The 17,318-nt window shown below is 64.9% G+C and carries 18 protein-coding genes; 12 read left to right on the top strand and 6 right to left on the bottom strand.

Going from position 1 to position 17,318, the window contains the following annotated elements; all coding sequences use genetic code 11:
* Positions 1–18: 18 nt before the first annotated feature.
* Positions 19–834, bottom strand: coding sequence for a putative hydro-lyase (locus AB7008_RS16800; RefSeq protein ID WP_028157144.1), 816 nt, complete (start codon positions 832–834; stop codon positions 19–21).
* A 120-nt stretch (positions 835–954) separates the two neighbouring features.
* Here AB7008_RS16800 and AB7008_RS16795 point away from each other — a divergent pair, with 120 nt between their 5' ends.
* The 5 genes from AB7008_RS16795 (at position 955) to AB7008_RS16775 (ending at position 5,973) form a co-directional block, all read left to right on the top strand.
* Positions 955–1,872 carry a LysR family transcriptional regulator gene (locus AB7008_RS16795; RefSeq protein ID WP_041955818.1) on the top strand — a complete coding sequence of 306 codons (918 nt, stop codon included), beginning with the start codon at positions 955–957 and terminating at the stop codon, positions 1,870–1,872.
* A 32-nt stretch (positions 1,873–1,904) separates the two neighbouring features.
* Positions 1,905–3,155: a Zn-dependent hydrolase gene (locus AB7008_RS16790; protein ID WP_041955820.1), complete on the top strand. Its 1,251-nt coding sequence runs from the start codon at positions 1,905–1,907 to the stop codon at positions 3,153–3,155.
* Between the two features lie 12 nt (positions 3,156–3,167).
* Positions 3,168–4,079, top strand: coding sequence for an NAD(P)-dependent oxidoreductase (locus AB7008_RS16785; protein WP_212094824.1), 912 nt, complete (start codon positions 3,168–3,170; stop codon positions 4,077–4,079).
* A gap of 11 nt (positions 4,080–4,090) precedes the next feature.
* Positions 4,091–5,164 carry a malate/lactate/ureidoglycolate dehydrogenase gene (locus AB7008_RS16780; RefSeq protein ID WP_304493334.1) on the top strand — a complete coding sequence of 358 codons (1,074 nt, stop codon included), beginning with the start codon at positions 4,091–4,093 and terminating at the stop codon, positions 5,162–5,164.
* A 167-nt stretch (positions 5,165–5,331) separates the two neighbouring features.
* The gene (locus AB7008_RS16775) at positions 5,332–5,973 is read left to right on the top strand and encodes a suppressor of fused domain protein (protein WP_304493333.1); all 642 of its coding nucleotides are present in this window, start codon (positions 5,332–5,334) and stop codon (positions 5,971–5,973) included.
* Positions 5,974–6,020: 47 nt separating this feature from the next.
* Here AB7008_RS16775 and AB7008_RS16770 read toward each other — a convergent pair whose 3' ends face one another.
* Positions 6,021–7,094, bottom strand: a complete 1,074-nt coding sequence (locus AB7008_RS16770) for a tartrate dehydrogenase (RefSeq protein ID WP_028157139.1) — start codon at positions 7,092–7,094, stop codon at positions 6,021–6,023.
* 159 nt (positions 7,095–7,253) lie between these two features.
* Here AB7008_RS16770 and AB7008_RS16765 point away from each other — a divergent pair, with 159 nt between their 5' ends.
* Complete coding sequence (locus tag AB7008_RS16765) at positions 7,254–8,030, top strand: SDR family oxidoreductase (protein WP_014496907.1); 777 nt, start codon at positions 7,254–7,256, stop codon at positions 8,028–8,030.
* A 115-nt stretch (positions 8,031–8,145) separates the two neighbouring features.
* Complete coding sequence (locus tag AB7008_RS16760) at positions 8,146–9,564, top strand: amidase (RefSeq protein ID WP_304493332.1); 1,419 nt, start codon at positions 8,146–8,148, stop codon at positions 9,562–9,564.
* A 53-nt stretch (positions 9,565–9,617) separates the two neighbouring features.
* Here AB7008_RS16760 and AB7008_RS16755 read toward each other — a convergent pair whose 3' ends face one another.
* The 3 genes from AB7008_RS16755 to AB7008_RS16745 form a co-directional block, all read right to left on the bottom strand.
* Positions 9,618–9,827, bottom strand: a complete 210-nt coding sequence (locus AB7008_RS16755; RefSeq protein ID WP_304493331.1) for a hypothetical protein — start codon at positions 9,825–9,827, stop codon at positions 9,618–9,620.
* A 122-nt stretch (positions 9,828–9,949) separates the two neighbouring features.
* A complete protein-coding gene (locus AB7008_RS16750; protein WP_304493330.1) occupies positions 9,950–11,059 on the bottom strand; it encodes an amino acid ABC transporter permease in 1,110 nt (369 codons plus the stop codon).
* Between the two features lie 2 nt (positions 11,060–11,061).
* Positions 11,062–12,249: an amino acid ABC transporter permease gene (locus AB7008_RS16745; RefSeq protein ID WP_304493329.1), complete on the bottom strand. Its 1,188-nt coding sequence runs from the start codon at positions 12,247–12,249 to the stop codon at positions 11,062–11,064.
* Positions 12,250–12,336: 87 nt separating this feature from the next.
* Here AB7008_RS16745 and AB7008_RS16740 point away from each other — a divergent pair, with 87 nt between their 5' ends.
* The 4 genes from AB7008_RS16740 (at position 12,337) to AB7008_RS16725 (ending at position 16,312) form a co-directional block, all read left to right on the top strand.
* Positions 12,337–13,209 (top strand): MurR/RpiR family transcriptional regulator, encoded by an 873-nt coding sequence (locus AB7008_RS16740; protein WP_028157133.1) that lies wholly within the window; start codon positions 12,337–12,339, stop codon positions 13,207–13,209.
* A gap of 3 nt (positions 13,210–13,212) precedes the next feature.
* Positions 13,213–14,562, top strand: coding sequence for an aspartate aminotransferase family protein (locus AB7008_RS16735; protein WP_304493328.1), 1,350 nt, complete (start codon positions 13,213–13,215; stop codon positions 14,560–14,562).
* A gap of 12 nt (positions 14,563–14,574) precedes the next feature.
* Positions 14,575–15,588 (top strand): amino acid ABC transporter substrate-binding protein, encoded by a 1,014-nt coding sequence (locus AB7008_RS16730; RefSeq protein WP_304493327.1) that lies wholly within the window; start codon positions 14,575–14,577, stop codon positions 15,586–15,588.
* 73 nt (positions 15,589–15,661) lie between these two features.
* Positions 15,662–16,312: an aspartate/glutamate racemase family protein gene (locus AB7008_RS16725; protein WP_304493326.1), complete on the top strand. Its 651-nt coding sequence runs from the start codon at positions 15,662–15,664 to the stop codon at positions 16,310–16,312.
* Here the strand turns inward: AB7008_RS16725 and AB7008_RS16720 are convergent.
* A complete protein-coding gene (locus AB7008_RS16720) occupies positions 16,309–16,956 on the bottom strand; it encodes a TetR/AcrR family transcriptional regulator (protein WP_248882011.1) in 648 nt (215 codons plus the stop codon). The genes AB7008_RS16725 and AB7008_RS16720 overlap by 4 nt on opposite strands.
* A 150-nt stretch (positions 16,957–17,106) precedes the next feature.
* On the opposite strand from AB7008_RS16720, the gene AB7008_RS16715 reads away from it, so the two are divergent.
* Positions 17,107–17,316 (top strand): ferredoxin, encoded by a 210-nt coding sequence (locus tag AB7008_RS16715; RefSeq protein WP_247349739.1) that lies wholly within the window; start codon positions 17,107–17,109, stop codon positions 17,314–17,316.
* The last annotated feature ends 2 nt before the right edge of the window (positions 17,317–17,318 follow it).

Genomic DNA, 17,318 nt, shown 5'->3' with positions numbered 1-17,318 from the left:
AGCAGCAAACGTTGCCTACTAAATCACGGCCATGTTCCGGTTCTTCAGATCCGTCACCAACATCAGGCCGGGCGAATGCGTGATCGCGAACGGCAGCCTGGCGGCGTTGATCACCGATTGCGGCGTCACCCCGCAGGCCCAGAACACCGGGATCTCGTCGTCGGCGACGGGCACGGGATCGCCGTAGTCCGGCTTGGCGAGATCCTTGATGCCGATCAGGTGCGGGTGCCCGAGATGCACGGGTGCACCGTGCACGGCGGGATAACGCGAGGTGATCTGCACCGCGCGGATCGCATCGGCCGGCTTGAACGGACGCATCGACACCACCATGGGACCGGCGAACGGACCGGCCTCGCCGCAGGCGATGTTGGTGCGGTACATCGGCACGCGCACGTTCTGCTCGATGTGGCGGATCGGCATGCCCTCGTCGAGCAGCGCCTCTTCGAACGAGAACGAGCAGCCGAGCACGAAGGTCACGAGATCGTCGCGCCAGTGCATGGTCACGTCGGTCGGCTCGTCGACCACCTCACCGTCGCGCCAGACGCGGTAGCGCGGCACGTCGGTGCGGATGTCGAGATCGGCACCGAGTGCGGGAATATGCGGGCTGCCGACGTCGGACATGCCAATGATCGGGCACGGTTTCGGATTGAGCTGGCAGAAGCGGTGAAAGGCGCTGGCGTATTCGGCCGGCAGGATCGCCAGATTGCCCTGGACGAAGCCGGGAGCGACGCCGGCGGTAGATCCGACCTGGCCGCCGCGATAGGCAAGCCGCGCCTGGCGGCTCGGGAGCGTGTCGGGCGTTTCAGTTTGCTGCGCTGCCACCAAAACAGTCATTTGATCGACCTGCCTATAAACTCGACAAAGACAGCCAACACCAAGCATGCTATAAAGTCTAATCTTCCTTTCTAATCGATCTCGATAAATTCAATTTATCGATCGGGAAAATCCTTCTCAATGCTGGACTTCAGGTCGATCGAAACTTTCCTCTGGGTTGTGAAGCTCGGCAGCTTTCGCGGCGCCGCAGCACGGCTCAATACGACCCAGCCGGCGATCTCCCAGCGCATCGCCCAGCTCGAGCGCGAGATGGGCGTGAAGCTCCTCAACCGCGATCATCGCGTTGCTTCGCCGACGCCGAGCGGCCGGCAGATGATGGTCTATGCCGAGAAGCTGATCGGTCTGCGCGCCCAGATGATGGCCGAGGTCGGCGACCGCTCGGCGATGCGCGGCGTGATGCGCCTCGGCGTCGCCGAGACCATCGTGCACACCTGGCTGCCGCGGCTCGTCAAGAGCATGAACGAAGTCTATCCGAACCTGTCGCTGGAGATCGAGGTCGACATCACGCCGAACCTCACCGCGCGACTGCTCGCGCAGGAGATCGAGCTTGCCTTCGTGGTGGGGCCGCTGTCGGCCTCGGGCGTCCACAATCGCGTGCTTGCCGATTATCCGATCGGCTTTCTCGCAAGCCCATCGCTCGGGCTCGGCAACGGACCGGTGACGCCGGCGGACCTTGCGCGGTTTCCGATCATCACTTTCCCGCGCAAGACCAAGCCTTACGAGGTCGTGCGTGAGGTGTTCGACCGGCCGGAGCTGCCGCCGATCCGCCTGCATGCATCTGCTTCGCTGGCGACCGTCATCCACATGGCGGTCGAGGGGCTCGGCATCGCCGTGATCCCCGACGCCATCGTCGAGAACGAGCTCGCCGACGGGCGACTGCAACTGCTCGACACCGATCTTGCGATCGCGCCGCTGACATTCACGGCGAGCTGGCTCGCCTCGCCCGACGTCGTCGCGGTGGAGCGCGTCGCCGAGCTCGCACGGCAGATTGCGCAGAGCAGCCTCGCGGTTGACGAGTCCGCGCCGGCGCGTCATTGAAAAAGGCGCCGGACAAAAGAGAGACCGACCGCATGAGCCGAGCCGCCACCAATCTGCAAATCGATTCCGCCCGCCTCTGGGGCTCCATCCACGAGACCGCGCAGTTTGGCGGGACGGCCAAGGGCGGTGTGCGGCGATTGACGCTGAGCAGCGAAGACAAGCAGGTGCGCGACTGGTTCCGCAAGGCTTGCGAGGACGCCGGCCTCGAGGTGCACACCGACGCGCTCGGCTCACAGTTCGGCCTGCGCAAGGGCCGCGACATGTCGAAGCTGCCCGTCGGCATCGGCTCGCACCTCGACACCCAGCCGACCGGCGGCAAATATGACGGCATTCTGGGGACGCTCGGCGCGCTGGAGGTGATCCGCACGCTGAACGACGCAGGCATCGAAACCGAAGCGCCGATCTGCGTCGTCAACTGGACCAACGAGGAAGGCTCGCGCTTCGCACCTGCGATGATGGCGTCCGCCGCTTACGTCGGCGATTTCACCACCGATGACATCCTGTCGCGCAAGGATATCGACGGCACGACCGTCAGCCAGGCACTCGACAGCATCGGCTATCGCGGCGACAAGCCGGTCGGCTTCCAGAAGCTCGGCTGCTTCGTCGAGCTGCACATCGAGCAGGGCCCGATCCTCGAGGCCGAGGGCAAGACCATCGGCGTGGTCGATTCCGGCCAGGGCGTGCTCTGGTACGACGGCAAGATCTCCGGCTTCGAGAGCCATGCCGGATCGACGCCGATGCCGCTGCGGCGCGATGCGCTCGCGACGCTCTCCGAAATCGTGCTGGCGATGGAGGCCATTGCAAAGAAGCACGGGCCGAAAGCAGTCGGCACCATCGGCGAGGCCGTGATCGCAAATCCCTCGCGCAACGTCATTCCCGGCGAGATCGCCTTCACCATGGATTGCCGCAGCGCGGATGGCGCCATCATGGACGCGCTTGATCGCGATTTGCGCGCCGCCATTGCCGAGATCGCCGCGCGCCGCAAGGTCGAGGTCAAGATCGACCTGGTCTGGCGCAAGCCGCCGACGCATTTCGATCCCAAGCTGATCGCGGCAGTCGAGAACGCGGCGAAGACGCTCGGCTATTCCTCGCGCCGCATCACCTCCGGCGCCGGCCACGATGCCTGCAACCTCAACACCGTCATGCCGGCGGCGATGGTGTTCGTGCCCTGCAAGGACGGCATCAGCCACAACGAGCTGGAGGATGCCACGCAGCCCGACTGCGCCGCGGGCACCAACGTGCTGATGCATACCGTGCTGGCGATCGCCGGCGTCGCGTCCTGATCGGAGAGAGCCATGCGCGGAGTTTTCGTCGACGCCAACGAAGCCCTCGCCGTGATCATGGAGCGGCTGGAGAAGCCCGGCGATCCCGAGGTGCGGATCCACAGGGACCCCGACATCAAGCCCGAGCAATATCCTGAAGTCCTCGATGGTGCGGAGATCGCGATCGTCGATCATACCGCGCTGCCGACCGAGGTCGCGAAGAAATGCGCCGGCCTCAAGCACGTCGTGTTCCTCGGCACCGGCGCGCGCAGCTATATGAATCCGGAAGAGCTCGCCGAGCTCGGCATCTCCGTGCATCTGATCAAGGGCTATGGCGACACGGCAGTCGCGGAGTCGGCGATCGCGCTGATGTGGGCCTCCGCCCGGGTCATCGCGATGATGGACCGCGAGATGCGCGTCGGTAATTGGCTGCGCGAGGATGGCATGCAGCTCACCGGCAAGACGCTCGGCTTGATCGGCTTCGGCGGCATCGCGGCGGAAGTCGCACGCATTGCGGTCGGCTCAGGCATGAAGGTGATCGCATGGAACCGGTCGCCAAAGAGCCATCCGGGCGTCGAGTTCACCGATCTCGACACGCTGTTGGCGAGAAGCGACGTCGTGTCGCTGCATCTGCTGCTCAACGACGAGACCCGCGGCATGATCACGCGCGAGAAGATTTTTGCGATGAAGCCCGGTGTCATCCTGATCAACACCGCGCGTGCCGCAGTCGTCGACGAGCCCGCGATGATCGACGCGCTGAAGTCCGGCCACATCCGCCATGCCGGCCTCGACGTCTTCAACATCGAGCCCCTGCCCGGCGACCACCCGCTGACAAAACTGCCGAACGTGACGCTGTCGGCGCATTCGGCCTTCCGCACGCCGGAAGCGAGCGAGAACCTGATTGAAGCGGCGTGGGTCCATTGCCGCCGGATCGTGAAGGGATAAAAGCAACAACAATGGCCGACTATCGCACCATCAAGGCACAGCCGCTCATCAACGTCGTCCGTGCCATCGTCAAGGCGGGCGGCTCTACGGACCGCGAAGCCGAGCTCGTGTCCACCAACCTCGTCGAGGCCAATCTGAGAGGGCACGACTCGCACGGCGTCGGCATGATCCCGCGCTATGTCCAGAGCGTCACCACGGGCGGCCTCGCCGTGAACCAGCATGTCAAGATCGTGCTCGACACCGGCCCGCTTCTCACCCTGGACGGACTCACCGGCTATGGCCAGGTGATCGGCCATGAAGCGATGGAGCTGGCGGCCGAGCGCGCCAAGCGCAACGGCGTGTGTCTCGTCGGCCTCTCCAACTCGCACCACATCGGCCGCATCGGCCATTGGGCCGAGCAGTGCATCGACCACGGGCTGGTCTCGATCCACTTCGTCAACGTGATCTCGCGCCCGATCGTGGCGCCGTGGGGCGGCAGCGATGCGCGCCACGGCACCAACCCGTTCTGTGTCGGCATCCCGCGCAGGGGCAAGGATCCGATCGTGCTCGACTTCGCCACCAGCAGGATCGCGCAAGGCAAGACCCGCGTCGCCCACAACAAGGGCGTCGAGCTCGAGCCCGGCACCATCATCGACAACGAAGGCAAGCCGACCACAAATCCGCGCTACACCGTGATCCCGCCGCACGGCGCCATCCTGCCGTTCGGCGAGCACAAGGGCTCCGGCCTCGCACTCGTGTGCGAAATCCTCGGCGGCGCGCTGTCCGGCGGGCAGGTGGTCAAGGGCCCGTCCGACGGCAAGTACAACGTCCTCAACGGCATGCTCTCGATCATCATCGATCCGGGCAAGCTCGGCACCGGCGAAAACCTCGCGCGCGAAGTCGAAAGCTTCGTTGCCTGGCACACCGGCTCGCCGCCCGCGCCCGGCGTCGACAAGGTGAAGATCGCAGGCGATCCCGAACGCGAAACCAGGAAGAAGCGTCTGGCCGAAGGCATTCCGGTCGACCCGACCACCTGGCAGGAAATCCTGGAGGCCGGGAAGAAGTTCGGACTGGACCAGGCTGCGATCGAGAAGATCGCGGGCTAGTCGGGAACGAAGCGCATCGCTGAGAAGAGCCCGGCCAAGTGCACTATCGTGCAACGAGGTCTGGACTAAGGCGAAGCATCACCGCACTCGTGGAGCGGACTTGAACCGGCCCGCGTCGTCTCACGACAACGCGAATATCACGGTCCACACCCGCCCCCGAGGTTCACATGTTCTCCCGTCTTGCGAAGCTCATGTCCGGCTCGAGCGAGCCGTTACCCGAAACCGACTTCTACCGGCATCGGCTCGCGATCTATGAAAGCGAGCTTGGCGAGCCCGAGCACAGCTTCACCGACAGCGCGGAGCGCCGCATCGACATCCACGCATTTGGCCGCGATTTCGTGCCGGTGTGCGAAGAGGGATCTGACGAAGGTTATGTCCTTCTCACCAACGGCATGAGCGAACAGCGGATGCCGGGAGTGCATGGGGACGCGAAGCCGCGTGCCGAGCTGATGTGGTACGTCGGCGAGCCGACGCCGGAGATCTGCGCCAATCTGCGCTGGCTCGCCAATCTGCCGTTCATCGACACGAACTGGTTCGGCTTTGGTCACCGGGTCGCGATGCCCGCGCCGCCGATGGCCGGAACGGAATTTCAGACGTTCCTGTTTCTGACCCCGATCATCGGCCCGGATAAGCGCATCGCCGAGGCGCTCGAGATTGCGGGCGACCCGGTGGAGATCCTGACGATGAACCTGATCTCGCGTCAGGAGCTGGAGCTGATCAAGTCCAGGGGGCTCGATCCGTTTCTCGATCTGCTCGACGAGCATGACTATCCGCCGATCTTCGATCCGGCGCGGAAATCGTATGTGTAGGGTGGGTTACGCCTTCGGCTAACCCGCCCTACGCAGTTCGCCTCTCCTCAATCCACCATATCCGCAACCGCCTTGCCGCAGGCAGTCGTGTCGGCGTTGCCGCCGAGGTCCTTGGTGCGCAGCGTGCGTTCGGCGAGCGTGCGCTCGATCGCATCGACGATCGACTTGCCGGCGATCTTCTCGCCGAGGTGCTCGAGCATCATCGCGCCGGACCAGATCGCGCCGATCGGGTTGGCGATGCCCTGCCCGGCAATGTCGGGCGCCGAGCCGTGCACCGGCTCGAACACCGAGGGGAAATCGCCCTCGGGGTTGATGTTGCCTGATGGCGCGATGCCGATGGTGCCGGTGCAGGCCGGGCCGAGATCGGAGAGGATGTCACCGAACAGATTCGAGCCGACCACGACGTCGAACCAGTCCGGATGCAGCACAAAGTTCGCGGTCAGGATGTCGATGTGGTACTTGTCCCACTTCACGCCCGGAAACTTCTTGGCCATCGCCTCCACGCGCTCGTCCCAATAGGGCATGGTGATGGAGATGCCGTTGGACTTGGTCGCCGAGGTCAGGTGCTTCTTCGGCCGCGACTGTGCGAGCTCGAAAGCGAATTTCAGGATGCGGTCGACGCCGGTGCGGGTCATCACCGTCTGCTGCGTGACGAACTCGCGGTCGGTATCCGGGAACATGCGGCCGCCGACGGAGGAATATTCACCTTCGGTGTTCTCGCGCACCACCCAGAAATCGATGTCGCCGGGCTTGCGGTTCGCCAGCGGCGACGGCACGCCGGGCATCAGCCGCACCGGGCGCAAATTCACATACTGGTCGAACTCGCGGCGAAACTTGATCAGCGACCCCCACAGCGAGACGTGATCCGGAATCTTGGCCGGCCAGCCGACCGCGCCGAAATAGATCGCGTCATGCTTGCCGATCTTTTCCTTCCAGTCGTCGGGCATCATCTGGCCGTGCTTCTCGTAATAGTCCCAGGACGAGAAGTCGAAATGGTCGAAATGCAGGGACACCCCGTGCTTCTTCGCCGCTGCCTCCAGAACACGCAGGCCCTCGGGCATCACTTCCTTGCCGATACCGTCGCCGGGAATGACTGCAATCCGGTATTGTTTCTTGCTCATCGAGAACGTCCTTGGTTGGTCCGGCAGCCGCCGCCTTTTTGACCGCACTGCAATGGACCAAACTCGGCAGCAGTGCAACGCTGCACTGCAATGTTGACCGTGGCGCGGCCGAGCGCCTACTGGTTTGATCCTGATGTTCCCACCAAGCGAGTACCCTCCATGGATCTGCATCTGCGTGGCAAGCGCGTCCTGATCACGGGCGCGTCCAAAGGCATTGGCGCAGCCGCCGCCGAGGCGTTCGCCGAGGAAGGCGCAAACCTCCTGCTCGCCGCCCGCAGCGGCGACCAGCTCAAGGCGCTGGCGGACCGCCTGCGCTCCGCGCACCAGATCGATGCCGCGACGAGCATCGTGGACCTGCGCAAGGCCGAGGACGTGGCGCGGCTCGCGAGGGAAGCCGCCGACATCGACGTGCTCGTCAACAATGCCGGCGACATCCCCGGCGGCTCCATCGACAAGATCGACGAGGCGACCTGGCGGCACGCCTGGGAATTGAAAGTGTTCGGCTACATCAACCTGACGCGGCAGATCTACGCGCAGATGAAGGCGAAGGGCGGCGGCGTCATCGTCAATGACATCGGCGCGGCCGGCGAAAAATTCGACGCCAATTACATCTGCGGCAGCGCCGGCAACGCCGCATTGATGGCCTTCACCCGCGCGCTCGGCGGCAAGAGCCTCGCCGACAACATCCGCGTGGTCGGCATCAATCCCGGTCCGGTCGGCACCGATCGCCACGTCACCTTGCTCAAGACGCGGGCAAAGCACCAGTTCGGCGATGAGAGCCGCTACAAGGAATTCCAGAAGAGCCTGCCGCTCGGCCGGCCCGCGCATGCGCGCGAGATCGGCGATCTCATGGCGTTCCTGGCGTCTGATCGCGCCGGATATACGTCGGGGGTCATCTATACCGTGGATGGCGGCATCAGCGCGGGCTGGGGTTAGTTTTTCCCGTCATTGCGAGCGCAACGAAGCCATCCAGGAACGCATCCGCTGTGGCAAGTCTGGATTGCTTCGCTGCGCTCGCAATGACGGCACAATAAGCACAGGAGTAAAATAGTTGTCTCAAGACCTGATCCGCGAAACCGCCTGCGCCGTCGTCGACAAGCTGCGCTCCGGCGACGTCTCGCCGCTCGAACTGCTGGATGTGGTGGAGAAGCGCGTCAAGGAGGTCGACGGCAAGGTCAATGCGCTGCCGACGCTGTGCTTCGATCGCGCGCGGGATAACGCGAAAACGCTGATGCAGAAGCCGGCCGGCGCGCGCGGACTGCTCGCGGGCCTGCCGGTGCCGATCAAGGATCTCACCGACGTTGCCGGCGTGCTGAATACACAGGGCTCGCCGATCTTCAAAGACAACATCCCCGCGAAGTCCGACCTCATGGTCGAGAACCTCGAAGGCAATGGCGCGGTCGTCTACGCCAAGTCAAACACACCGGAATTCGGCGCCGGCGCCAACACCTTCAACGAAGTGTTCGGCGCGACGCTCAATCCCTGGGATACGACGAAGTCTGCGGCCGGCTCCTCCGGCGGCGCGGCGGTGGCGCTGGCCACCGGCATGGCCTGGCTCGCCCAGGGCTCCGACATGGGCGGCAGCTTGCGCAGCCCCGCAGCCTTCTGCGGCGTGGTCGGCATGCGGCCGAGCATCGGGCGAGTCGCACATACGCCCAAGTCGGCGATCGACCGCAATCTCGGCGTGGTGGGGCCGATGGCGCGCAACGTCGAGGATCTTGCGCTGCTGTTGGATGCCATGAGCGGCGACTATGCAGACGACCCGCTCTCGCTGCCCGCGCCTGCGACCTCGTTCCTGTCGGCGGCGCAGTCAGGCAAGAAGCCGAAGCGCATCGCCTATTCGCCAGATCTCGGCATCACGCCGGTCGATCCCGAGGTCAAGGCGATCACGCGCAAGGCCGCGAAACGTTTTGCCGACGCAGGCGCTATCGTGGAAGAAGCGCATCCGGACTGGCGCGAGGCGCATGAATGCTTCCACGTCCTGCGCGCCTTCGATTTCGCGATCACCAAGGCCAATCTGCTGCGGACCAAACGCGACCTTCTGAAGCCCGAGGTGATCTGGAACATCGAGGAAGGCCTCAAGCTCACCGTCGAGCAACTCGCGCGCGCCGAGGCGCAGCGCGTCGGCATGACCGCACGCGCGATCGAGTTCTTCAAGACCTACGACCTGCTGTTGACGCCAACCACGATCGTGCCGCCCTTCCCGATCGAACACCGCTATGTCGCCGAATGCGCCGGCAAGAAGTTCGAGAACTATGTCGAATGGCTCGGCATCGTCTACGCCATCACGCTCGGCTGCTGCCCGTCGCTGTCGCTGCCCTGCGGCTTTACGGCGTCTGGCCTCCCGGTCGGCGTGCAGGTGGTCGGTGCCCCGCGAGCGGATGCGCAGGTGATAGCCGGCGCGAAGGTGTTGGAGGATATTCTGGGTCTGCGCGGCTCTACGCCGATCGATCCCAAGGTGAAGGCATAATCTGAGCCGCACCGGCGGGAGCTTGGCGGCCCCCGCCGTGCGCCGCTCAGGTCCTAGTCGTTCACCTTCGGTCCGCCGTGATATTGATGCGCATCGGCGACGGGCTCCTCCGCCGGTGCGAAAGCGAACGAGTTCCGATGCGCTTCCGACATCTGGATGGCGGTCGCCGAAGCCATGTGTTGGTGCTTCATTGCGTCATGGGCGGATGCGGCGGAGCAAAGTACGACCAGCATCGCCGACGCGGTGAGAACAGACTTGATCATGATGTGACGTGCCTCTTGTTGAGTGCCACCAGCCATATTCAGGTGGGCCTCGCAACGTAGGATTCCCAGTTTGAATCCCGGCACGCGTTATAGGCACGGCATAAGCATTTTGTGATCGAGGGTCACCTCGCGCCGGCGTGAGCCTCCAGGTTACGGCTGTAACGCGACATCGCGAAGCAAAACACAAAGTAGATCGCGGCGACGAAGATATAGACCTCGACCGAGAATTGCTGCCAGGCGGGATCGATGATCGCGGTCTTGGCCGTCGTCAACAGGTCGAAGATGCCGATGATCAGCACGAGGCTGGTGTCCTTGAAGAAGGCGATGAAGGTGTTGACCAGCGGCGGAATGACGTGGCGGATCGCCTGCGGCAGCACGATCAGCCGGTGCTTGCGCCAGTAGGACAGCCCCAGCGCGTCTGCAGCCTCATATTGCCCGCGCGGCACGGCCTGAAGACCGCCGCGGATGACCTCGGCGAGATAAGCTCCGGCGAACAGGATGATGGCGATCTGCGCGCGCAACAGCTTGTCGATATTGAATCCGCTCGGCATGAACAGCGGAAACATCACGCTCGCCATGAACAACAGGCTCACAAGCGGCACGCCGCGGATCAGCTCGACATAGAGCACCGAGAGCGAGCGGATCGCCGGCAGCTTTGAGCGCCGGCCGAGTGCAACGAGGATACCGAGCGGGAAGCCGAACGCGAGACCAAACGTCGCCAGGATCAGCGTCACCGGCAATCCGCCCCAGCGGTCCTGCGAGACGAAGGAGAGCCCGAACACCCCGCCCCACATCAGCACGCTGATCAGTGCGAGCGCGCCGATCCAGATATAGGCCAGCTCGCGCCGCCACAGGGCGCGGCGGGTGGAGAGATAGAACAGCGCGATGAACAGGACGACCGACAGCGCCGGCCGCCACTGTTCGTCGAACGGATAGGTGCCGAACAGGATGAAGCGATATTTTTCGGGAATGATCGCCCAACAGGCGCCAAGGCCGCGCACGGCCTTGCAGGCGCTGGAGTCATTCGCCGGCGTCAGCCACACCGCGTTGGCGATGCCCCATTGGACGAAGCTGAAAATGCCCTTCGCCAGGATCACCAGCAGCACGACCGTGAGGATGCCGTTCGGGATCGACGAGAACAAATTGGTGCGCAGCCAGCGCAGCGCCGGATTGCCAATCTGCGGGCGGCGGGCGGCCCGCGGTGCGTCCGGAATATCGGTGATCGCGGTCATGCTCAGCGCTCCACCAGCGCGATGCGCGAATTGTACCAGTTCATGAAGAAGCTGATGCCGAGGCTGATGGTCAAGAACACCGCCATGATCAGCGCGATCGCCTCGATCGCCTGCCCGGTCTGGTTCAGCGTGGTGTTGGCAACCGAGACCACGTCCTGATAGCCGATCGCAACCGCGAGCGACGAGTTCTTGGTGAGGTTGAGATACTGGCTCGTCATCGGCGGCACAATGACGCGCAGCGCCTGGGGCAGGATGATCTGCCGCAGCATGAAGCTGCGGCGCAAGCCCAGCGCATTGGCGGCATCCCATTGTCCGCGCGGCACGGACTGGATGCCGCTGCGCACGATCTCGGCGATGAAGGCCGAGGTGTAGGTCACGAGCGCGATCAGCAGCGCGAAATATTCCGGCGCGAGCGTCAGCCCGCCGACGAAGTTGAAGCCGCGCAGCTCCGGCCATTCGATCTTCCAGGACACACCAAGCGCCACGGACATTGCCGCCGGCAGCGCGACGATGAAGCCGAGCGCAAAGGGCCACGCCGGCCGCGGCTTGCCGTCGCGCATCTGCTGCGCGATCAGCCATCGCCTGATGAGGTAGAACACGGCAACCCCGAGCACGGCCGTACCGAGCACCCAGAGCTGCGGCGATCGCAGCGGAATCGCCGGCAGGATCAGGCCGCGATTGGACAGAAACACGCCCTCGACCGGCCGCCAGGCCGCGCGCGCGGCCGGCAGCGCCTGCATCAACACGTACCAGAACAGGAGCTGCAGCAGCAGCGGGATGTCGCGGAGCGTCTCGACATAGACGGCGGCGAGCCGCGACAACAGCCAGTTGGCGGAGAGACGCGAAATACCGATCAGCGTGCCCAGGATCGTCGCGAGCACGATGCCGATCACGGCGACGCGCAAGGTGTTGGCGATACCGACGACGAAGGCCCACAGGTACGTGTCTCTCGGATTATAAGAGAGCAAGCTGTCGGCGATCGGCATGCCGGCTTCGCGGCCGAGGAAAGCGAAGCCGGTCGTGATGCGGCGGGCCGAGAGATTGGTGACGGTGTTGGACCAGAGGAAGGCGACAACCCCAAGCACGATTCCGACGACGAGCACCTGCCAGAACAGGCCTTGCAGCTCTCGGCGGCCAAATCCGCCGAAGAAGCGACGGCGGGGCGGCGGTCTTGGACTGTCTGAAGTCACAGCACAAAAATCCTTCTCAAAAGCAACGATTTCCGGCGGCGCACGTCAACTGTTGCACCAATCTGAAAACCGTGCAACAAATGTTTCATGGCCGAGCCCGCGAAATCCTCGCCCTTGAGCGAACTGCGCATTGCGTTGCCATCGCTCCCCCTGCGGTTGCAGGAGGTCGGCCGCTTCGTTGCCGCCAATGACTACGACGCCACCACCCGTTCGATGCGCGATCTTGCCGCCGAGGCCGGCGCCGACCCGGCCGCATTCACGCGGCTTGCCAAGGCCATCGGCTATTCCGGCTGGGACCAATTGCGCGCGGCACTCACCGAAGCGCGGCGGCCGTCGCAGATCTCACCTTTCTCCGGCCGCGCCAAGAGCCGCCGTCACGGCCCGAACGCCGATGTCGCGCTCGTCACCGACAAGCTCGAGGCCGAGGGCGCAGGCCTTCCGCGCATTCCGGCCCAGCCGATTGCGGACGCTGCCCGCGCGCTGCACGACGCCAAGCGGATCTGGATTGCTGGTTACCGAAGCTGCCGGAGCGTCGCGGAGCTCTTGAACTACGAGCTCCGGCTGTTCCGTCCCGAACAGGTGCAACTCGTCGGCGCCTCCGGCCCCGACGATCTCGATCTTGGTGCCTTTCGTCCCGGCGAAGCCGTCATCGTCATTGGCTTCCTGCCCTACACGCATGCGAGCGTCCGTGTTGCGCAGGCCGCCCATCGTGCCGGCGCAGCGCTGATCGCGATCGCGGACAGCCTCTCGGCGCCGATGGCCGAAGGCGCCGACCACGTGCTGCTGTTCGAGGCGGCCTCTTCCCCCGGCTTCTTCCCGAGTCTCACGGGCGCCATCGCGATTGCGCAATCGCTCGCGGCGGTAACATTCTCGCTCGGCGGCACGGCTGCGAAGAAGCGCCTGGAAACCACCGAGGCGCGGCTCGCCGCGGCCTCCACTTACGTCCCAGAGAAAGGTTGACCCATGGCCGCTCGCACCAGCCGCGTGCTGCACCGTTCGTTGCGCGAAACGCCGCCCATGGCGATCGGCGGCGAAGGCGTCTATCTCTTCGCCGAGGACGGGCGGCGCGTAATCGACGCCTCCGGCGGCGCAGCCGTCTCCTGCCTCGGCCATCAGCATCCGCGCGTGATCGCGGCGATGGCAAAACAAGCCTCGACGCTGGCCTATGCGCACACCGCCTTCTTCTCCTCCGAGCCGGCCGAGGCGCTGGCCGAGACGCTGGTCGGGCATGAACCCGGCGGTCTCGCCTACGCCTATTTCGTCAGCGGCGGATCGGAGGCGATCGAGGCCAGCATCAAGCTCGCCCGGCAATATTTCATCGAGCGCGGCGAGCCGCAGCGGCAGCACTTCATTGCGCGGCGGCAGAGCTATCACGGCAACACGCTCGGCGCGCTCGCCGCCGGTGGCAATGCCTGGCGGCGCGCGCCCTATGCGCCGCTGCTGTCCGGTGCCTTCAGCCATGTGACGCCGGCCTTTGCCTATCACGAGAAGCACGAGGGCGAATCCGATGCGCAGTTCGTGGCGCGACTGGCCGCGGAGCTCGAAGCCGAGTTTCAGCGGCTTGGCCCCGACACCGTCGCCGCGTTCCTTGCCGAGCCCGTCGTCGGTGCCACCGCCGGTGCGGTGACGGCACCGGACGGCTACTTCAAGGCCGTGCGCGAGATCTGCGACCGGCATGGCGCCCTCCTCATCCTCGACGAAGTCATGAGCGGCATGGGCCGCACCGGCACGACGCACGCCTGGGAGCAGGAGGGCGTTGCTCCCGATATCCAGGCGATCGCAAAGGGCCTCGGCGGCGGCTACCAGCCGATCGGCGCGATGCTCGCGAGCGGCAAGATCATCGACACCATCCGCTCGGGCTCCGGCGCGTTCCAGCATGGCCACACCTATCTGGCGCATCCCCTCGCCTGCGCGGCCGCACTCGCGGTGCAGGACGTGATCCGCGAGGACCGCCTGCTCGACCGCGTCAAGGAGCGCGGCAAGCGGCTCGAGCAGCGCCTGACCGAGCGCTTCGGCAATCACCGCCATGTCGGCGACATCAGGGGCCGTGGTTTGTTCTGGGCGATCGAGCTCGTCGCCGATCGCGCCGGCCGCACCTCGTTCGATCCCGCGCTCAAGCTGAACCAGAAGATCAAGGCGGAAGCCTTCGCCAACGGGCTCGGCTGCTATCCGGGTGGCGGTACCGTGGACGGCGTCCGTGGCGACCATGTGCTGCTGGCGCCGCCCTATATCGCTTCGGCTGACGAGATCGATCTGATCGTCTATAAGCTCGGCACCGCCGTCGACAACGTGTTGCGTAGTGTCAATCACTGAGGGGAGAGTCATATGATGAGGAAAGTGGTTATCGCGGCGAGCATGCTCGCGGCATCGACGATTGCCGCGTCGGCGGCGACGCTCGACACGGTGAAGAGCCGCGGAACGCTGATCTGCGGCGTCAGCGCCGGCTTTGCCGGTTTCTCCGCGCCGGACTCGCAGGGCAATTACAAGGGTCTCGACGTCGATTATTGCCGCGCGCTCGCTGCCGGCGTGCTCGGCGATGCCAGCAAGGTCCGCTACGTCTCGCTGACCGCACAGAATCGCTTCACCGCGCTGCAATCGGGCGAGATCGACGTACTCTACCGCAACTCGACCCAGACCTATCTGCGCGGCGTGACGCTGGGCCTCCGCCAGGGTCCGATCAACTTCTACGACGGCCAAGGTTTTGTCGTGAAGAAGGACCTCGGCGTCAAGGAGCTGAAGGACCTCAAGGGCGCCACGGTCTGCGTCGCGCAGGGCACCACGCATGAAGTCACGCTCGGCGATTACGGCCGCGCCAACGGCATCGACTGGAAGCCGCTGGTGTTCGACCGCGTCGACACCATGTACCAGACCTTCTTCGGCGGCCGCTGCGATGCCATGACCCAGGACGCCTCCGCGCTCGCCGGCGCCGTGACGACCGCGGCGCCGAATCCGGCCGACTATGTCGTGCTGCCGCAGACCATCAGCAAGGAGCCGCTCGGGCCCTTCACCCGCAATGGCGACGAGGTCTGGAGCGACATCATCACCTGGTTGCATTACGGCCTGATCGAGGCCGAGGAGCTTGGCGTCACGCAAGGCAATGTCGACGAGATGGCGAAGTCACAGACGCCGGCGGTCCAGCGCCTGCTGGGTGCCTCCGGCGACCTCGGCTCGCGGCTCGGTCTCGACAACAAATGGCTGGTGACGGTGATCAAGGCCACCGGCAATTACGGTGAGATCTACGAGCGCAATGTCGGCAAGGCGAGCCCGCTCAAGCTCGACCGCGGCCTCAACGGCCTCTGGAGCAAGGGCGGCTTGATGTACGCGGTGCCGTTCAAGTAAACACGCGTGTCCCGGACGTGCAGCGTGCAACGCTGCCGTCCGGGGTGCGAGACCTGCCAGGTAATCACCTCCAATGACGACGCCCCCACGCATCGCCCTCATCCATGCCCTCAAGCATTCCATCGCGCCGATCGAGGCCGCGTTCGCGAAGGCGTGGCCGGAGGCACGGCTGATGAACCTGCTCGATGACAGCCTGTCGGCGGATCTGGCCCGCGACGGCGCGCTCAACGATGCCATGACCGAGCGCTTCCTTGCGCTCGGCGATTATGCGGCGGCAACCGGAGCGAACGGAATCCTGTTCACCTGCTCGGCCTTCGGCCCCTGCATCGAGGCCGTCGCGCGCGCACATGCGCCGATGCCCGCGCTGAAGCCGAATGAGGCGATGATCGAGCAGGCCGTGGCCATGGGCAAGCGGATCGGCCTGCTCTCGACCTTCCCGCCGACACTGGCCTCGATGCCACCGGAATTTCCGCCCTCGGCCCAGGTCGTGCCGAAACTCGCCGAGGGCGCGCTGGCGGCACTCGATCGCGGCGATCGCGCCACGCACGACAGGCTGATTGTCGAGGCGTCAATGGACTTGCGCGATTGCGACGTCATTGCGCTCGCGCAATTCAGCATCGCGGCAACCGCGCCGCTGGTCGCCGAGGCCACCGGCCGCCCGGTCGTGACGACTCCGGACAGCGCGGTCGACAAGCTGATGAGGCTGCTGAAAGCGAAGGCCTAGGCGCCGGCCTTTTTCCGACGTCGCGCATCCTTGATCGCAGCAGCAAGCGCGACCTTCGTTTCGCTCACAAAGTCCTCGACCAGTTCCTCGCGCGTGGCATGCGCGGCCTCGCCGGTGAACAGGCCCTGCTCGGCCAGCATCACCACGCCATGCAATGCCGCCCAGATCTTGAGCGCTTGCCGCTCGCGCAAGAAGCCGACCGCCGGCGCCTCGAGGGCTTCGATCACCAGCGCGAAAGTCTCGCGCGTGGCGTCGTGCAGTTCGCTGCCCTTGGCCGAGCATGACACGGTGCGGGAGGCGAACATCAGGCGATAGATGCCGTTGCGGCGCAGACCGAAATCGAGCGTCGCCTGCGCCAGCCGCGACAGTTTCGATTGCTTCGACGGCTTCGCCATCGCCTCGCGCAGAAGTGCACTGAGCTGCCGGAACGCCTCCGCCGTCACCGCCGTTAGCAGCGCATCACGGTCGGCAAAATGCCGATACGGCGCCGGCTGCGAGACGCCGAGCTGTTTGGCAAGCGCCTTGATGCTGATCGCCTCGGCGCCGCCCTGCTCCGCCTCGCGCAGCGCGGCCTTGATCAGGGCGTCACGGAGATCGCCATGGTGGTAGGTATTCTCCGGCTTACGGACGAGTTGTGAACGCATGTTACGTCAAGCCTATAAGTTTGCGCTTGACAGGGGAAGCCCGCCGCGAATGTAATAGCATATAACTTAACGACGGCAAATGCCGCCGATAAAATTGACATGAGGATCGCGCGGCCTTCGGGTCCCGCGCACACGACCGAGGAAGCCGCCATGACAGAGCGACTGAGGATTCACGTCGATCCCGACAAATGCCAGGGCCACGCACGCTGCAAGGCACTCGCACCGGAGCTGTTCGAGCTCGACGAATACGGCAACGCCCATGAGGCCGGCGACGGCACCGTGCCGCCCGGCCTCGAAGACAAGGCCTGGCTTGCCAAATCCAACTGCCCGGAAATTGCGATCGATGTGATCGAAGAGTAGCG

This window comes from Bradyrhizobium sp. 521_C7_N1_3 (genome assembly GCF_052075975.1).
Taxonomy (GTDB): domain Bacteria; phylum Pseudomonadota; class Alphaproteobacteria; order Rhizobiales; family Xanthobacteraceae; genus Bradyrhizobium; species Bradyrhizobium japonicum.
Note: the sequence above shows the minus strand (reverse complement) of the source record. Positions and strands in the feature narration are given on the sequence as shown.

Bases quoted from the DNA above. Each gene is read 5' to 3' on its own strand.
- AB7008_RS16800 (WP_028157144.1), bottom strand. From the start codon at position 834: ATGACTGTTTTGGTGGCAGCGCAGCAAACTGAAACGCCCGACACGCTC.
- AB7008_RS16795 (WP_041955818.1), top strand. From the start codon at position 955: ATGCTGGACTTCAGGTCGATCGAAACTTTCCTCTGGGTTGTGAAGCTC.
- AB7008_RS16790 (WP_041955820.1), top strand. From the start codon at position 1,905: ATGAGCCGAGCCGCCACCAATCTGCAAATCGATTCCGCCCGCCTCTGG.
- AB7008_RS16785 (WP_212094824.1), top strand. From the start codon at position 3,168: ATGCGCGGAGTTTTCGTCGACGCCAACGAAGCCCTCGCCGTGATCATG.
- AB7008_RS16780 (WP_304493334.1), top strand. From the start codon at position 4,091: ATGGCCGACTATCGCACCATCAAGGCACAGCCGCTCATCAACGTCGTC.
- AB7008_RS16775 (WP_304493333.1), top strand. From the start codon at position 5,332: ATGTTCTCCCGTCTTGCGAAGCTCATGTCCGGCTCGAGCGAGCCGTTA.
- AB7008_RS16770 (WP_028157139.1), bottom strand. From the start codon at position 7,094: ATGAGCAAGAAACAATACCGGATTGCAGTCATTCCCGGCGACGGTATC.
- AB7008_RS16765 (WP_014496907.1), top strand. From the start codon at position 7,254: ATGGATCTGCATCTGCGTGGCAAGCGCGTCCTGATCACGGGCGCGTCC.
- AB7008_RS16755 (WP_304493331.1), bottom strand. From the start codon at position 9,827: ATGATCAAGTCTGTTCTCACCGCGTCGGCGATGCTGGTCGTACTTTGC.
- AB7008_RS16750 (WP_304493330.1), bottom strand. From the start codon at position 11,059: ATGACCGCGATCACCGATATTCCGGACGCACCGCGGGCCGCCCGCCGC.
- AB7008_RS16740 (WP_028157133.1), top strand. From the start codon at position 12,337: ATGGCCGAGCCCGCGAAATCCTCGCCCTTGAGCGAACTGCGCATTGCG.
- AB7008_RS16735 (WP_304493328.1), top strand. From the start codon at position 13,213: ATGGCCGCTCGCACCAGCCGCGTGCTGCACCGTTCGTTGCGCGAAACG.
- AB7008_RS16730 (WP_304493327.1), top strand. From the start codon at position 14,575: ATGATGAGGAAAGTGGTTATCGCGGCGAGCATGCTCGCGGCATCGACG.
- AB7008_RS16725 (WP_304493326.1), top strand. From the start codon at position 15,662: ATGACGACGCCCCCACGCATCGCCCTCATCCATGCCCTCAAGCATTCC.
- AB7008_RS16720 (WP_248882011.1), bottom strand. From the start codon at position 16,956: ATGCGTTCACAACTCGTCCGTAAGCCGGAGAATACCTACCACCATGGC.
- AB7008_RS16715 (WP_247349739.1), top strand. From the start codon at position 17,107: ATGACAGAGCGACTGAGGATTCACGTCGATCCCGACAAATGCCAGGGC.